This window comes from Hydrogenophaga sp. (assembly GCF_030651625.1).
GTDB lineage: Bacteria > Pseudomonadota > Gammaproteobacteria > Burkholderiales > Burkholderiaceae_C > Hydrogenophaga.
In genome coordinates this window covers 150,544-164,556 of sequence record NZ_JAUSCF010000006.1, presented here as the reverse complement: position 1 = coordinate 164,556, position 14,013 = coordinate 150,544, and the positions used below count along the sequence as shown (strand labels likewise).

Here is a 14,013-nt window from a genome sequence, read left to right as displayed (position 1 = left end):
CATGACCCCATTCGAACAGCTGGACACCTGGATCGACACCCATTTTGACGAGGAGGTGCGCTTCCTGCAGGAACTGGTGCGCGTGCCCACCGACACGCCGCCCGGCAACAACGCACCCCACGCCGAACGCACCGCCGAACTGCTCGCTGCCATGGGCCTCGATGCTGAAAGACACGCCGTGCCCGAAGCCGAGGTGAAAGCCGCTGGCCTGCAGACCATCACCAACCTGATCCTGCGTCGACGCTATGGTGACGGCGGCAAGACCATCGCACTCAACGCGCACGGCGATGTGGTGCCACCCGGCGAAGGCTGGACGCACGACCCGTATGGCGGGGAGCTGGTGGGCGGCAAGATCTTTGGCCGCGCCACGGCTGTGAGCAAAGGCGACATCGCCAGTTTCACCTTCGCCATCCGCGCGCTCGAAGCGCTGGGCGCGAAGCTGGCAGGCGGAGTGGAACTTCACGTGACCTACGATGAAGAATTCGGCGGCGAGGTGGGCCCCGCCTGGCTGCTGGAAAGAGGCCTGACGAAACCCGACCTGTTGATCGCAGCCGGCTTCAGCTACCAGGTTGTGGTGGCGCACAACGGCTGCCTGCAACTGGAGGTGACTGTGCAGGGTGACATGGCCCACGCGGCCATCCCCGACAGTGGCACCGACGCACTGCAGGCCACGGTGCACATTCTCAATGCGCTCTACTCACTCAATGCCGACTATCTGAAAGTGCATTCAAACGTTGAGGGCATCACCCACCCCTACCTCAACGTCGGCCAGATCAGCGGTGGCACCAACACCAACGTGATTCCGGGCAAGGTGATGTTCAAGGTGGATCGGCGCATGATCCCCGAAGAAGATCCCACCGAGGTGGAAGCATCGTTGCGCCGCACCATCGAAGCCGCTGCTGCCAGCTTCCAGCCGCCCCGGGGAGGCAAGACCATTCAGGTCGATGTGCGGCGCATGCTGCTGTGCCGCGCCATGCAACCCCTGCCCGGCAACAAACCTCTGGTGCAGGCGCTGCAGAAACATGGCGAAGCGGTGTTTGGCGAGGCCATTCCCGCCGTGGGCACTCCGCTCTACACCGACGTGCGCCTTTATGTGGAGCGCGGCATTCCAGGTGTGATCTACGGCTCCGGCCCGCGCACAGTGCGCGAATCGAATGCCAAACGCGCCGATGAACATCTGGAACTCGACGATTTGCGCCGTGCCACGAAGGTGTTGGCCCGCACCTTGTTCGATCTGCTGAAGAACTGAGACCCCCACGCTCCGCCGCTGCGCGGGTCGCTGCCCCCCCAAGGTGGCTGATTCGGCTTGGGGCGGCCCGGCGCCGAATCCCCACGCTGCTCCGGCCACGGGCACAATGAGATCCACAACAACGGTCACAGGAGACAACATGACCCCCGCTGAACAAGCCCTGCGCGACGCCGCCTTCGACTACCACCGCTCCCCTGGCAAGGGCAAGATTTCGGTCACCCCCACCAAACCCCTGTCCAACCAGCGCGATCTGTCGCTGGCCTATTCCCCTGGCGTTGCCTACCCGTGTCTGGCCATCCAGGCCGACCCCTCCCTCGCGGCCGAATACACCTCGCGCGGCAATCTGGTGGGCGTGATCACCAACGGCACGGCGGTGCTCGGTCTCGGCGACATCGGGCCGCTGGCCAGCAAACCGGTGATGGAAGGCAAAGGCTGCCTGTTCAAGAAGTTCGCCGGCATTGACGTGTTCGACATCGAACTCGACGAAAAAGACCCGGACAAGCTGGTCGACATCATCGCCGCGCTCGAACCCACGCTGGGCGGTATCAACCTGGAAGACATCAAGGCACCCGAGTGCTTCTACATCGAGAAGAAGCTGCGCGAGCGCATGGGCATTCCGGTCTTCCACGACGACCAGCATGGCACGGCCATCATCTCTGCCGCGGCACTGCTCAACGGCCTTGAACTGGTCAACAAACACATCGGCGAAGTCAGACTCGCGGTCTCTGGCGCGGGCGCTGCCGCCATTGCCTGCCTGGACGTGATGGTGGGCCTGGGCGTGGCACGCGAGAACATCTTCGTCTGCGATTCCAAAGGCGTGATCTTTGAGGGCCGCGCGGGCGGCTACGACGAATCCAAAGTGCGCTACGCGCAGAAGACCGACAAGCGCACGCTGGCCGACGCGGTCGACGGTGCCGACGTGTTCCTGGGCTGCTCCGCGCCGGGCGTGCTCACCGCCGACATGGTCAAGTCCATGGCGTCGCAACCCATCATCCTTGCGCTGGCCAACCCGGAACCAGAGATCCGCCCCGAGCTGGCCAAGGCCATCCGGCCTGACTGCATCATCGCCACCGGGCGCAGCGACTACCCGAACCAGGTCAACAACGTCCTGTGCTTCCCCTACATCTTCCGGGGCGCACTGGACTGTGGCGCCACCAAGATCACCGAAGAAATGAAGCTGGCCTGCGTGCGCCAGATCGCCGACCTGGCCAAGAGCGAAACCAGCGACGAAGTGGCCAGTGCCTACCAGGGCGAAGAGCTGGTGTTCGGTGCCGACTACCTGATTCCAAAGCCCTTCGACTCGCGCCTGATCTTGCGCATCGCGCCCGCCGTGGCCCAGGCCGCGGCCGATTCCGGCGTGGCCACGCGGCCCATTGCCGACATGGATGCCTACAAGGAAAGTCTGTCACGTTTCGTGTACCAGACCGGTATCCTGATGCGGCCGATCTTCACGGCCGCCAAGGCAGTGCCCGAAGACCGCAAGCGCGTGGCCTATGCAGACGGCGAAGACGAGCGTGCGCTGCGTGCGGCGCAGATGGCGATCGACGACCGGCTGGCCAAACCGATCCTGATCGGGCGCCCTGCCGTGATTGCCGCACGCATTGAAAAGGCTGGCCTGCGCATGCGACTGGGTGTGGACGTGGAAAATGTCAACCCCGAAGACGACCCGCGCTTCCGCCAGTATTGGGAGCACTACCACCAGCTCATGGGCCGCGATGGTGGCACACCCGAAGTGGCCAAAGCCGCTGTGCGCCGCTCCAACACCATCATTGGTTCGCTCATGGTGTCACTGGGTGACGCCGACGCGCTCATTTGCGGGCTGGCCGGTTCGTACATGACGCACCTGGAGCGCATCGACAGCATTCTCGGCAAACGCGAAGGCGTGACCAACTACGCGGCTGTGAACGCCCTCATGACGGACCGCGGCTCGCTGTTCATCGCCGACACCTACGTCAATGAAGACCCCAGCGCCGAGCAGCTCGCCGAAATCGCCTGGATGGCGACGCAGGAGGTGCAGCGCTTTGGCCTGCCACCGAAGGTCGCCTTCCTGTCGCACTCCAGCTACGGCTCGAGCAAACGCGCCTCGGCCAGAAAGATGCGTGCGGCCCGAGACATTTTTGTGGCGAAGCATCCCGAAATCGAGTGCGACGGTGAACTGCACGGCGATGCCGCACTGGAGCCAGCCATCCGGGACGTCTACCTGCCCGATTCTTCGCTCACCGGCTCGGCCAACCTGCTGATCTGTCCAAACCTGGATTCGGCCAACATCCTCTACAACGTACTCAAAACCACCACCAGCGGTGGCGTGACGGTAGGCCCCATCCTGATGGGCTCGGCCGCCACGGCCTACATCCTCACGCCGGCGGCCACTGTGCGCCGGGTGCTGAACATGACCGCACTGGCCGCCGCCGGGCAGCAGTCGCCGCGCTGAGCGCCTGCTTTTTCTGTTGCCGGTCGCGTTGGCGCGCCCACCTCGCACCAACTCGGACCACAATCGCACCAATCTGATACACGTCGGCTTGGTGCGCCCTCTTTTAGGGTTTTTCTGGTTGACGGGATCGGACACCCGATTTGAAAATCTGTATACAAATACTGTGTTCAATCGCGCGCAGGGCATTCTGCGGCCTGCGACGGGTTGCTGGCACCCTTTTTGCTGTCAACGAGCTACCCCCTCAGCCCCGTGTGCGCAGTCTTTCCATGCCTTTCTGCAACCACACCTTCCACGGAGACTCCATGAACAAGCGCCACTTCATCCAGACCACCGCCGCTCTGGCCGCCACACTGGCCTTTGGCAATGCACATGCCCAGACCGCCATCAAGTTCCAGCTCGACTGGCGCTTTGAAGGACCTGCCGCCTTTTTCCTGCAGCCTGTGGCCAAGGGCCACTTCAAAGCCGCCGGCCTTGACGTGACAGTGGATTCCGGCAACGGCTCGGGCGGCACCGTCACCCGCGTGGCTTCCGGCACGTACGACATGGGCTTTGCCGACATGGCTGCTCTCATGGAGTTCCACGCCAACAACCCCGATGCGCCGAACAAGCCCGTGGCCGTGATGATGGTCTACAACAACACGCCGGCCGCCGTGCTCGCGCTGAAGAAGTCGGGCATCACCAAGCCAGCGGACCTCAGCGGCAAAAAACTGGGTGCGCCCGTGTTTGACGCTGGCCGCAAGGGTTTCCCGATCTTCGAGAAGGCCAACAACATCAGCAATGTGGCCTGGACCTCCATGGACCCACCACTGCGCGAGACCATGCTGGTGCGTGGCGACATCGATGCCATCACCGGCTTCTCATTCACATCGCTGCTGAACCTGGAAGCGCGTGGCGTGAAGGCCGAAGACGTGGTCATCATGCCCTACGCCGATCATGGCGTGAAGCTGTACGGCAACGCCATCATTGCCAGCCCCAAGCTGATCGCCGAGAACCCTGCGGCCGTCAAGGCCTTCCTGACCGCCTTTGCCAAGGGCGCAAAGGAAGTCATGGCCAACCCCACGGCTGCAATCGATACGGTCAAGGCACGCGACGGCATCATCAATGTGGGACTGGAAACGCGCCGCCTGCAACTCGCCATCGACTCCGTCGTGGCCAGCCCGGACGCACGCGCCGAAGGTTTCGGCCAGGTCAACCCGGGCCGTCTGGCGCTGATGGCGTCACAAGTCTCTGACGCCTACAACACCAAGACCCGCATCAACCCCGCCACCATCTGGAATGGCAGCATGCTGCCGGCTGCCGCCGACCTGAACGTGTTGCCGCCCGCCAGGAAGTAAGCCAGCCTCTGCGCCTTGGCCAAGGCCAGCCTCCCGCCGGTGGCTGGCCTTTTTTTCAGGAATTTTTCCATGCAAGATGTTTTGATCCCCTCGCCCGCTGAAGAAGCGCCCTTCGTTGAGTTCGATCAGGTCTGGCTGGCCTACAACGAAGACCTGCTCGCCCAGAACACCTTTGCGGTGGAGGACATCAATCTCAAGGTGAAAAAGGGCGAATTCATCGCCATCGTGGGTCCATCGGGTTGCGGCAAGTCCACCTTCATGAAGCTCACCACCGGGCTGAAGATGCCCAGCATGGGCAAGATCCGCATCGACGGCGCACCCGTGACCGGTCCCCTCAAAATCTCCGGCATGGCGTTCCAGGCACCGTCGCTGCTGCCGTGGCGCACCACGCTGGACAACGTGTTGTTGCCGCTGGAGATCGTGGAACCCTTCCGCAGCCAGTTCAAGGACCGTCGCAAGGAATTCGTGGAACGCGCGGGGCGGCTGCTGGCCAGCGTGGGTCTGGGCGGTATGGAAAAGAAATTTCCCTGGGAGCTCTCGGGCGGCATGCAGCAGCGCGCCAGCATCTGCCGCGCACTGATCCACGAGCCCAAGATGTTGCTGCTCGACGAACCCTTTGGTGCGCTCGATGCGTTCACCCGCGAAGAGCTGTGGTGCACGCTGCGCGATCTGTGGGAAGCGCAGCGCTTCAACGTCATCCTGGTCACGCACGACCTGCGCGAATCGGCGTTTCTGGCCGACACGGTGTATTGCATGAGCAAGAGCCCGGGCCGCTTTGTGGTGCAGCGCGAGATTCCCATTCCGCGCACGCGCGATCTGGAGGTGACCTACACCAAGGAGTTCGCCGACATCGTGCTCGAACTGCGTGGTCACATTGGCGCACTGCGCACCCCTGTCAACCAGTGAACGGACCCACACCATGAACAAGAAACAAATGGAGCGGTGGTCACCGTTTCTGCTGCTCATCGCCATTCTGGTGATCTGGGAAGTCATCACCAGCGGCTTCGGGGTCTCCGAGTTCATCTTCCCCAGCCCTTCGCGCATCTGGGAACAGACACTCGAACACAAGACCACCATTCTTGGCCACGCCTGGCGCACTTACTGGGTGACCATGGCCGGCTTCGGCATCGCCATCGTGGTGGGCGTGCTGCTCGGCTTCCTGATCGGCAGCTCGCGCCTGGCCTATGCCGCCGTGTACCCGCTCATGACCGCCTTTAACGCCTTGCCCAAGGCGGCTTTCGTGCCCATCCTGGTGGTGTGGTTCGGCATCGGTGTGGGCCCGGCCATCCTGACCGCGTTCCTCATCAGCTTCTTCCCGATCATGGTGAACATTGCCACCGGGCTGGCCACGCTGGAACCCGAACTGGAAGACGTGCTGCGCGTGCTGGGTGCCAAGCGCTGGGACGTGCTGACCAAGGTGGGCCTGCCGCGTTCCATGCCTTACTTCTTCGGTTCGCTCAAGGTCGCTATCACGCTGGCGTTTGTGGGCACCACCGTGTCGGAAATGACGGCATCGAACGAAGGCATCGGCTACCTGCTCATCTCAGCCGGTTCTTCCATGCAGATGGGTCTGGCGTTCAGTGGTCTGCTGGTGGTAGGCGTGATGGCCATGGCCATGTACGAGCTGTTCAGCTACATCGAGAAGCACACGACGGGGTGGGCGCATAGAGGATCACAGAACTAAGCCCCCCTGCGCGCCTGACGGCGCTTCCCCCCTGCTGCGCGGGGGGACGACACCTGAGGCCCGGCAAAGCCCGTTCCGCGGTGTCCTTTGACAAGGCACCTCGCACCACCGTTTGTTGGGATCTCGTATTTTTATGAACCACGACCAGATCATTCGCCATCTGCGGCGTACCAACGACGTGGCACGTCGGGCTGCGTCGATGGGTCGTCATCCTTTCGGTGCTTTGCTGGTCGCGCCGGATGGTGAGACGGTGTTGGCGGAGCAGGGGAACATCGACACGGTGAACCATGCCGAGGCCACACTGGCGCGCACGGCGGCGGGCAACTGGCCGGGAGAATACCTGGCGCGGTGCACGCTGGTGACGACGTTCGAGCCTTGTGCGATGTGCACGGGCACGCTGTATTGGGCGAACATCGGGCGGGTGGTTTACGGCGCCAGTGAAGAGGCTTTGCTGGCGCTCACCGGCAGCCATGAAGAGAACCCTACGCTGTCACTGCCTTGCCGGGAAGTGCTGGCACGCGGGCAGAAGAATATTGAGGTGATTGGTCCGGTGCCTGAGCTCGGAGCCGAGATGCTGGAACCACATGAGGGGTTCTGGGCTTCGCGCTGATGGCGTGCCTGCACCTTCGCGGCGCTCGCGGTCGCAGGGTACTCTACTCCGCGGCTGTCCCCCGGACCGGCTGCGCCGGTCCTCCTCCTTTATGCCGCTGCGCAGAGCACCCTGCACCCGCCAGCTGAAGTGGCATCGCGGTACGCGTACGTGGGTCTGTCAAGGAGGTGGGCGGTGATCGGGGTTTCCGGCGCAGCGACATAAAGGAGGAGCCCAGGGCGAAGCCCTGGGCGGGGGACAGTCGCGTAGCCGGAAACCCCGGTCGCCGTCCACCGGATCTACCGGCGCGAAATCAGCGATGCACCTCAGCCTCCCCCGCTTCCGACAACATCGCCATCAGCTTGCGCCGGATAAGGATGCCTGGCCGGTCGGAGTCCATCGAGTACTCCACTCCGCGCCGCCGCAGGTCCACCACTGCGTCCGGGTCGGTGGATTCCAGAATGTCCTTGTCTTCGCGCGTGATCTCTTCGTCGAAGTCGATCAGCATCTGGGCCGGGCAGTCTTCCTCGGTGTCATTGCGAAACAGCCATTGGCACAACTGCATGCGGCCGTCGTCGATGGGGGTGAAGGCGTTGATGATCACGTGACGCACGCCGCTGGGATATTCGATGTCCAAGCGACGGGCGAAAGGCTGGAAATAGGCGTTGCGCATGTGGCGCTGGGTGATGGGGTCTTTTACGCCGCTGATGCGCTGGAATTTTTCCGGGTTCACCGCGTCGATCACGGTCTCGGCGTAGAAGCCTGCCTCGTTTTCGATCAGCTCGTACCTGCTCGGCGTGGGTGAAGCTGCCACACCAAAAGTGGCGCGGTGCACGAAGCTGAAATGCGAATTGTCGAACGAGTTTTCCAGGGCACGCATGGGGCTGGTGTTCCAGGTTTCATAGAACTGGAAGATGGTGCGCCAGCCTTCCAGCGCAAACTCCGGCATCTGCGGAATGTCGGCCACCGGCTCTTCCAGTGCCACCCAGGCGTAGCCATAACGCGCCACACAGTGGTATGCCGGCGTGCCGTAGTCCTTGGGGATTTCGCGGTCCGCACCGTACTGGGGAATTTCGATCACGCGACCACTGCGGTTGTAGACCCAGCCGTGGTACCCGCACTGGATGTTGCCGTTCTTGCACCAGCCCTTGCTGAGTTTGGCCGTACGGTGGCAGCAGCGGTCCTTCAAAGCGGCGGGCTCACCGTTCTCGTCGAGAAAAAGCACGATGTTTTCGCCCAGCAGCGTGAAGGGTTTGGGCCCTTCCTGCAATTGCGACAGCGGCATGACGGCGTGCCAGTGTTTGCGGAAGATGGGCTGTTGGGTGACCAGCATGAAACGCTCCTGAATGAAATGGCTTGAGGGATCTCAAGAGCAATTTCCTGCCCCGCACGGTGTGGGGTGAACGCTTCTACTCTGAGCTTGAATGCTAGCAAAAGCCAGGCCATCACAAAGCAGTGGCGCAACAGATAGGGTCCCGGGCCAAGTGCCCGACCGGGCCAGGGCAAGTTCAGCCCCATCAACGCGAGGTGGCGTAAGGGGAACGCCTGCCTCAAGCTGGCATGGCTCGTGCATGCGGGAAAGCAAGCAGAGTAGAAGCGTTCAGCAAGGTGCATCAGTCACCCGCCCGGAAATTGCTCTTGTACGTCCCCGGTGCCCGAAAGGTTCGCCGGGGTTGAAACAAGCCCACGTCATCCGGAAACCGCCATGCAGCGTCGTCAGTTTCTCTCGTCTGCCCTCATTACCGCCTCTACCATCGGCTCCCCCACCGTCTGGGCGCAGGCTGCCCCCAGGCTCACGCCCATCAAATTCACGCTGGACTTCCGTATCACCGGGCAAACCTCGCCCTTGTTTCTGGCGCAGCAGCGCGGCTATTACAGGGATGAAGGTCTGGACGTCAGCATTGACGTTGGCGCCGGCTCGGTCGCCTCCATCACGCGCATCGCCAGCGGCGTGTACCAGATGGGGCTGGGCGACATCAGTTCCTTGATCGAGTTTCAGGCCAACCAGCCAGGCACGCCTTTGGTGCAGGCGGTGTACCAGTACTACAACCGCGCGCCATTCGCGATCATCGGTCGCAAGGACCGAGGCATCACCAGCGACTTCCGCAGTCTGGAAGGAAAAAAAATCGCAGCTGCTGCGGTGGAGTCCACGCGTCGCGCATGGCCCATGGTGGCACGCAAGCTGCGCCTGAAGGAGAACCATTTCGCATGGTCCACCACCGACTTTGCTTCGCGCGACAACGTGGTGGTGCGCGGCGACGTGGACGGTGCGACGTACTTCCACGATTCAGCGGTTTCGCTGTTTGCCCGCATGAAGCTCGAAGACTTGTCGGTGCTCCGGTACACCGACGCGGGCGTGAACCTGTACGGCAATGCCATCCTGGCCAGCAACGCCATGGTCACGCAGAATCCGGCCGCCGTGGCGGGTTTTCTGCGAGCCACGAACCGTGCCATTCAGGAAGCAATGGCCGATCCAGCGGCAGCCATTGCCGCCACCAAGGTGCGCGAGTCCATCCTCAACGAAGCGGTGGAACTGGAACGCTGGCGCATCACTGCCGAATACATCGCCGCACCAGACACACGCGGTCACGGGCTGGGCGACGTGCTCAAGCGCACGCTGGAGCAGCAAGTGGACGAAGTGGTGGATGTGTACGGCCTGAAGTCGCGCCCTGGCGTGGAAGGCGTGTTCAACCGCGCCATGCTGCCCACTGCCGACCTTCGTTCGATCAAGGCCTGAACGCCCCAGCACTGCAATGAACGATTGCCTCATACGCAATGCCACCGCCGTGCTCACCGGCCTGTCCGGCGAGCGCGCGCGTTTGCCGAAGGGCCAAGGCGACATTCGTGTGCGCAAGGGAAAAATCCACGCCATCGGCGCGCTGGCACCCGAACCAGGCGAGGTGGTGTATGACGCGTCGCACCGCGTTCTGGCACCCGGCTGGGTGAACACCCATCACCACCTGTTCCAGAGCCTGCTCAAAGGCGTTCCTGCGGGCTTGAACGTGCGGCTGGCCGACTGGCTGGCCAACGTGCCGGTGCGCCACCGTCGCGCGTTCGACCACGAAGCCATGTTCCGGCTGGCTGTGCGTGTGGGCCTGAGCGAACTGCTGCTCTCGGGCTGTACCACGGTGGCCGACCATCAGTATCACCACTACCCGGACATGCCCTTCGATCCCACGGCCGTGGTGTTCGACGAAGCTGAAAAGCTGGGTGTGCGCATGGTGGTGTGCCGGGGCGTGGCCACGCAGGTTCGGCAGATCGATGCCACACCTTCTCCGCAGATTTCGCCCGAACCGCTGGACCTGTTCTTCCGCTGCGTCGCAGACGATGCAGCGCGCTTCAACGACACCGCACCCGATGCCATGCGCCGGGTGGTGGTGGCACCCACCACGCCCAACTGGTCGGTACGGCCGGACGAATTGCGCGAGATCGCACGCTTTGCGCGGTCACTGAAGCTGCGCATGCACAGCCATCTGTCTGAGACAGCCGACTACGGCCGACATACCGCCGAGGTGTTTGGCTGCACACCGCTCGCCTTTGTGGAAAGGCACGAATGGGTGGGGCCCGACGTGTGGTTCGCCCACCTGGTTTGGATGGAAGAGGCCGAGCAACGTCTGCTGGCGCAGAGCGGCACCGGCATGGCGCACTGCCCGCAATGCAACGCGCGGCTGGGCTCCGGCACGGCGCCGGTGGTGGAATTGCTGCGTCTGGGTGGCAAGGTGTCGCTGGGGGTGGACGGGGCTGCATCGAACGAAGCCGCCGACATGCTCAGCGAGGTGCACATGGCCTACCTGATGCACCGGCTGCGCCACGGCCCTGAAGCCCTTGGCACCGACGACGTGGTGCGCATGGCCACCGCCGGCGGCGCAGAGGTGCTGGGGCTGCCCGGCATCGGCACCCTGGAGATCGGCCAGGCCGCCGATCTGGCCAGCTACCGCCTGGACAGCGCAGCCGCCATCGGTCTGCACGACCCCGGCAGCGCGCCGGTGCTTTGCGGTCGTGCACTGGAAACCGACACCGTGTGGGTAGCCGGAAAGCCCGTGGTGGTTGACGGCGAGATTCCTGGCTTCGACCGCACGCAGATGGCGGCACACGCGCGCGAAGCGGTGCAGCAAATCGTTCACACCGTGGCGAGCTGAACCACGGATGCCACGCACCGATCCCCCCCACCCCCTGCCACGGCAGGCTTCGTCCCTTGAAAGGAGACTTGCATCATGAAACGCCGTTCCCTCATCTGCGCCTCGGGCGCTGCCTCCCTGCTCGCCCTGACCCCTTATGTGCGTGCCCAGGGGTCGCTGCAGAAGTTCAAGTTCAACCTCGGCTGGAAGGTGGAGGCTTCAGGTGCCGGCTTCCTGCTGGCGCAGCAGCGCGGCTACTACAAGGACGCGGGCGTGGACGTGACCATCGACACCGGCAATGGTTCTGCGGCCGCCATCAGTCTTGTGGGCGGTGGGGCCTACGACGCCGCATCGGCCGACCTGTCTTCGATGATCGAATTCAACCTTGCCAATCCGCAAGTGGCCCTCAAAGCAGTGGCCATGCAGTACGACCTGAACCCCAACTCGGTGATGGTGCGAAAGGACGGACCGATCAAAACGCCCGCCGACCTCGCCGGCAAGTCGATCCTCGGTCAACCGTTCAACGCTTCGCGCAAACTCTTCCCGGTGTTCGCCAAGGCGCAGGGCTTCGACCCCAGCGGCGTGAAGTGGGAAAACGCCGCGCCCGATATTGGCGATACGCGCTTCGTCAAGGGCGATTTTGACGCCGTGGCCTACTTTTTCTTCACCGGCCTGCTCAACCTCCAGGCACGTGGCATGGGACCGGAACAGCTCACCGTGTTCCGCTTCTCGGATCACGGCATGAAGTCCTATGGCAACGGCCTGGTGGCCAACCCCAAAGTGATGAGCGAAGGCCCCGACGTGCTCAAGGCGTTTGTGAAAGCCAGCACCCGCGGCTGGATCGAATGCATCGCCGACCCCAAGGCCGGTGCGGCAGCCGTCAAGGCGCGCGAGCCGCTGGCGAATGAAGCACTGGAATTTGAGCGCCTGAAGCTGATCGTGGACGGCACCATGAAGACGCCTGACACCCAGGCCAACGGCTGGGGCGCGGCCACCGGTGCGCGGTTGCAAGCCACCATCGACGAGACCGTGGCGGCGTTCAACCTCAAGAGCGCTCCCACCGTGGCCGAGTTCTGGACCGACCAGTTCCTGCCCACCGCTGCCGACCGGCGGCTCAAGGCCTGAGGCCCGGGCGGCGCCATGGGCATCCCCATCATCGACCTGAGCGGCGCGCTGGCGCCGGGCGGCCCGCGCTGTGCCGAGGTGGCACAGCAGCTGCGCGCAGCGGCCATGAGCGCGGGCTTCTTCTACATCCGCAACCACGGTGTGCCGGCCGATGTGGTGGCGCGCCAGTTCGACATCGCCCGCGAACTGATGGCGCTGCCCATGGAGCGGCGCGAAGCGCTCTCCATCAAGCACTCACCCATCATGCGCGGCTACGAGGCGCTGGGTGCACAAACGCTGGACGCCAGCGCAAAGCCCGACCTCAAGGAGAGCTTCTACTGCGGCATGAACTGGCCGGCTGACCACCCCTATGTGCTGGCTGGCTACCAGACTTACGGCCCCAGCCAGTGGCCCGCAGAGCTTCCGCATGCGCAGGGCCTCTGCGAGGCCTACATCGACACCATGAACGCGCTGTCGCTAAGGCTCATGCAATTGCTGGCGCTGTCACTGGAATTGCCAGAGGACCACTTCGATGCTTCGTGCAAGGACCCCATGGTGACCTTGCGTATGGCGCGCTATCCGGCCCACCCGGAGGGCGCGGACGAGCGCACCTTTGGTGCCGGTGCGCACACCGATTGGGGCGCGGTGACCATACTGGCACAAGACGCTCACGGCGGACTTGAAGTGCAGATGCCCGATGGAACCTGGGTGCGCGCCACGCCGATCGAAGGCTGTTTCGTCGTCAACCTGGGCGACATGATTCCGCGCTGGACCAACGGCCTGTACCACTCCAACCCGCACCGCGTGCGCAATATGCATTCGGGCGGTGCGCCGCGCTATTCAATCCCGTTCTTCTACGAGCCAGAATTCTTCGCGCGCATCGAAGCGGTACCGGGCACGGTGCCTCCGGGCGAACAACCGAAGTACCCGCCCTGCACCGCCGGTGAACACCTCAACGAGATGTACCAGAGGACCTACGGCATGAAGCAAGCCACCGAGCAGAGCGAGGTCGCATGAAGCTCTTTGTGAACCTCTTCTGCCACGATATTGCGCAGCAGCTGCGCTTTTATCAGGCCCTGCTGGGCCTGGAAGAAGCCACGCACAGCCGTTCGCCCATCTACTGCGCGCTGGCCTCGCCGACGTTCCAGTTCGGCTTCCATGCGCCGCCTGCCTACGGCCTGCTGAGCCTGAGCGACCGTGCTCCAGCCAGCAATGCGAAAGGCGCTGTCACCACCTACGCCACGTTCATGCTGGACAGCGCCGCAGCCGTGAGCGAAGCCACGACACGCGTGCAGGCACTGGGCGGGCGCGTGATCAAGGGCCCCTACGCCACCTACTACCGCGAATGGCAGGCGGTGGTGAGCGATCCGGAGGACCACGTGTTTCGCCTGAGCGCGAGCGAGCTGCCGGCAGGGGTCACGGCGCCATCGCTGCAACTGCCGCAATGAATCTGATTTGCGCTGCTTCGGTCTGCACCACCTGTACGTGTCGCGCTATCCTCCAG

Annotated in this window: 12 protein-coding genes; 11 read left to right on the top strand and 1 reads right to left on the bottom strand. The window is 63.5% G+C overall.

Features of this window, described 5'->3' with window-relative positions:
* Position 1 precedes the first annotated feature (1 nt).
* The 6 genes from Q7V46_RS02305 to Q7V46_RS02280 all read left to right on the top strand — a co-directional run bounded on the left by Q7V46_RS02305 (position 2) and on the right by Q7V46_RS02280 (position 7,308).
* A complete protein-coding gene (locus Q7V46_RS02305) occupies positions 2 to 1,249 on the top strand; it encodes an ArgE/DapE family deacylase (RefSeq protein ID WP_304911879.1) in 1,248 nt (415 codons plus the stop codon).
* Positions 1,250 to 1,388: 139 nt separating this feature from the next.
* Complete coding sequence (locus tag Q7V46_RS02300; RefSeq protein WP_304911878.1) at positions 1,389 to 3,680, top strand: NADP-dependent malic enzyme; 2,292 nt, start codon at positions 1,389 to 1,391, stop codon at positions 3,678 to 3,680.
* 302 nt (positions 3,681 to 3,982) lie between these two features.
* Entirely contained in the window at positions 3,983 to 5,014 is a 1,032-nt protein-coding gene (locus Q7V46_RS02295; protein ID WP_304911877.1) for an ABC transporter substrate-binding protein, read from the top strand.
* A 69-nt stretch (positions 5,015 to 5,083) separates the two neighbouring features.
* Positions 5,084 to 5,920: an ABC transporter ATP-binding protein gene (locus tag Q7V46_RS02290; protein WP_304911876.1), complete on the top strand. Its 837-nt coding sequence runs from the start codon at positions 5,084 to 5,086 to the stop codon at positions 5,918 to 5,920.
* A gap of 13 nt (positions 5,921 to 5,933) precedes the next feature.
* On the top strand, positions 5,934 to 6,698 hold the full coding sequence (locus Q7V46_RS02285) for an ABC transporter permease (protein ID WP_304911875.1): 765 nt from the start codon (positions 5,934 to 5,936) through the stop codon (positions 6,696 to 6,698).
* 133 nt (positions 6,699 to 6,831) lie between these two features.
* Positions 6,832 to 7,308 (top strand): nucleoside deaminase, encoded by a 477-nt coding sequence (locus tag Q7V46_RS02280; protein WP_304911874.1) that lies wholly within the window; start codon positions 6,832 to 6,834, stop codon positions 7,306 to 7,308.
* 292 nt (positions 7,309 to 7,600) lie between these two features.
* Here the strand turns inward: Q7V46_RS02280 and Q7V46_RS02275 are convergent, their stop codons facing one another.
* Positions 7,601 to 8,620, bottom strand: coding sequence for an aromatic ring-hydroxylating dioxygenase subunit alpha (locus Q7V46_RS02275; RefSeq protein WP_304911873.1), 1,020 nt, complete (start codon positions 8,618 to 8,620; stop codon positions 7,601 to 7,603).
* Between the two features lie 372 nt (positions 8,621 to 8,992).
* On the opposite strand from Q7V46_RS02275, the gene Q7V46_RS02270 reads away from it, so the two are divergent.
* The 5 genes from Q7V46_RS02270 (at position 8,993) to Q7V46_RS02250 (ending at position 13,957) form a co-directional block, all read left to right on the top strand.
* On the top strand, positions 8,993 to 10,024 hold the full coding sequence (locus Q7V46_RS02270) for an ABC transporter substrate-binding protein (protein ID WP_304911872.1): 1,032 nt from the start codon (positions 8,993 to 8,995) through the stop codon (positions 10,022 to 10,024).
* Between the two features lie 16 nt (positions 10,025 to 10,040).
* Entirely contained in the window at positions 10,041 to 11,426 is a 1,386-nt protein-coding gene (locus Q7V46_RS02265) for an amidohydrolase family protein (protein ID WP_304911871.1), read from the top strand.
* A 75-nt stretch (positions 11,427 to 11,501) separates the two neighbouring features.
* Positions 11,502 to 12,530 (top strand): ABC transporter substrate-binding protein, encoded by a 1,029-nt coding sequence (locus tag Q7V46_RS02260; RefSeq protein WP_304911870.1) that lies wholly within the window; start codon positions 11,502 to 11,504, stop codon positions 12,528 to 12,530.
* Positions 12,531 to 12,545: 15 nt separating this feature from the next.
* Positions 12,546 to 13,526, top strand: coding sequence for an isopenicillin N synthase family oxygenase (locus Q7V46_RS02255; protein ID WP_304911869.1), 981 nt, complete (start codon positions 12,546 to 12,548; stop codon positions 13,524 to 13,526).
* Positions 13,523 to 13,957, top strand: a complete 435-nt coding sequence (locus Q7V46_RS02250) for a VOC family protein (protein ID WP_304911868.1) — start codon at positions 13,523 to 13,525, stop codon at positions 13,955 to 13,957. Before Q7V46_RS02255 ends, Q7V46_RS02250 begins: the two co-directional genes overlap by 4 nt.
* Positions 13,958 to 14,013 lie beyond the last annotated feature (56 nt).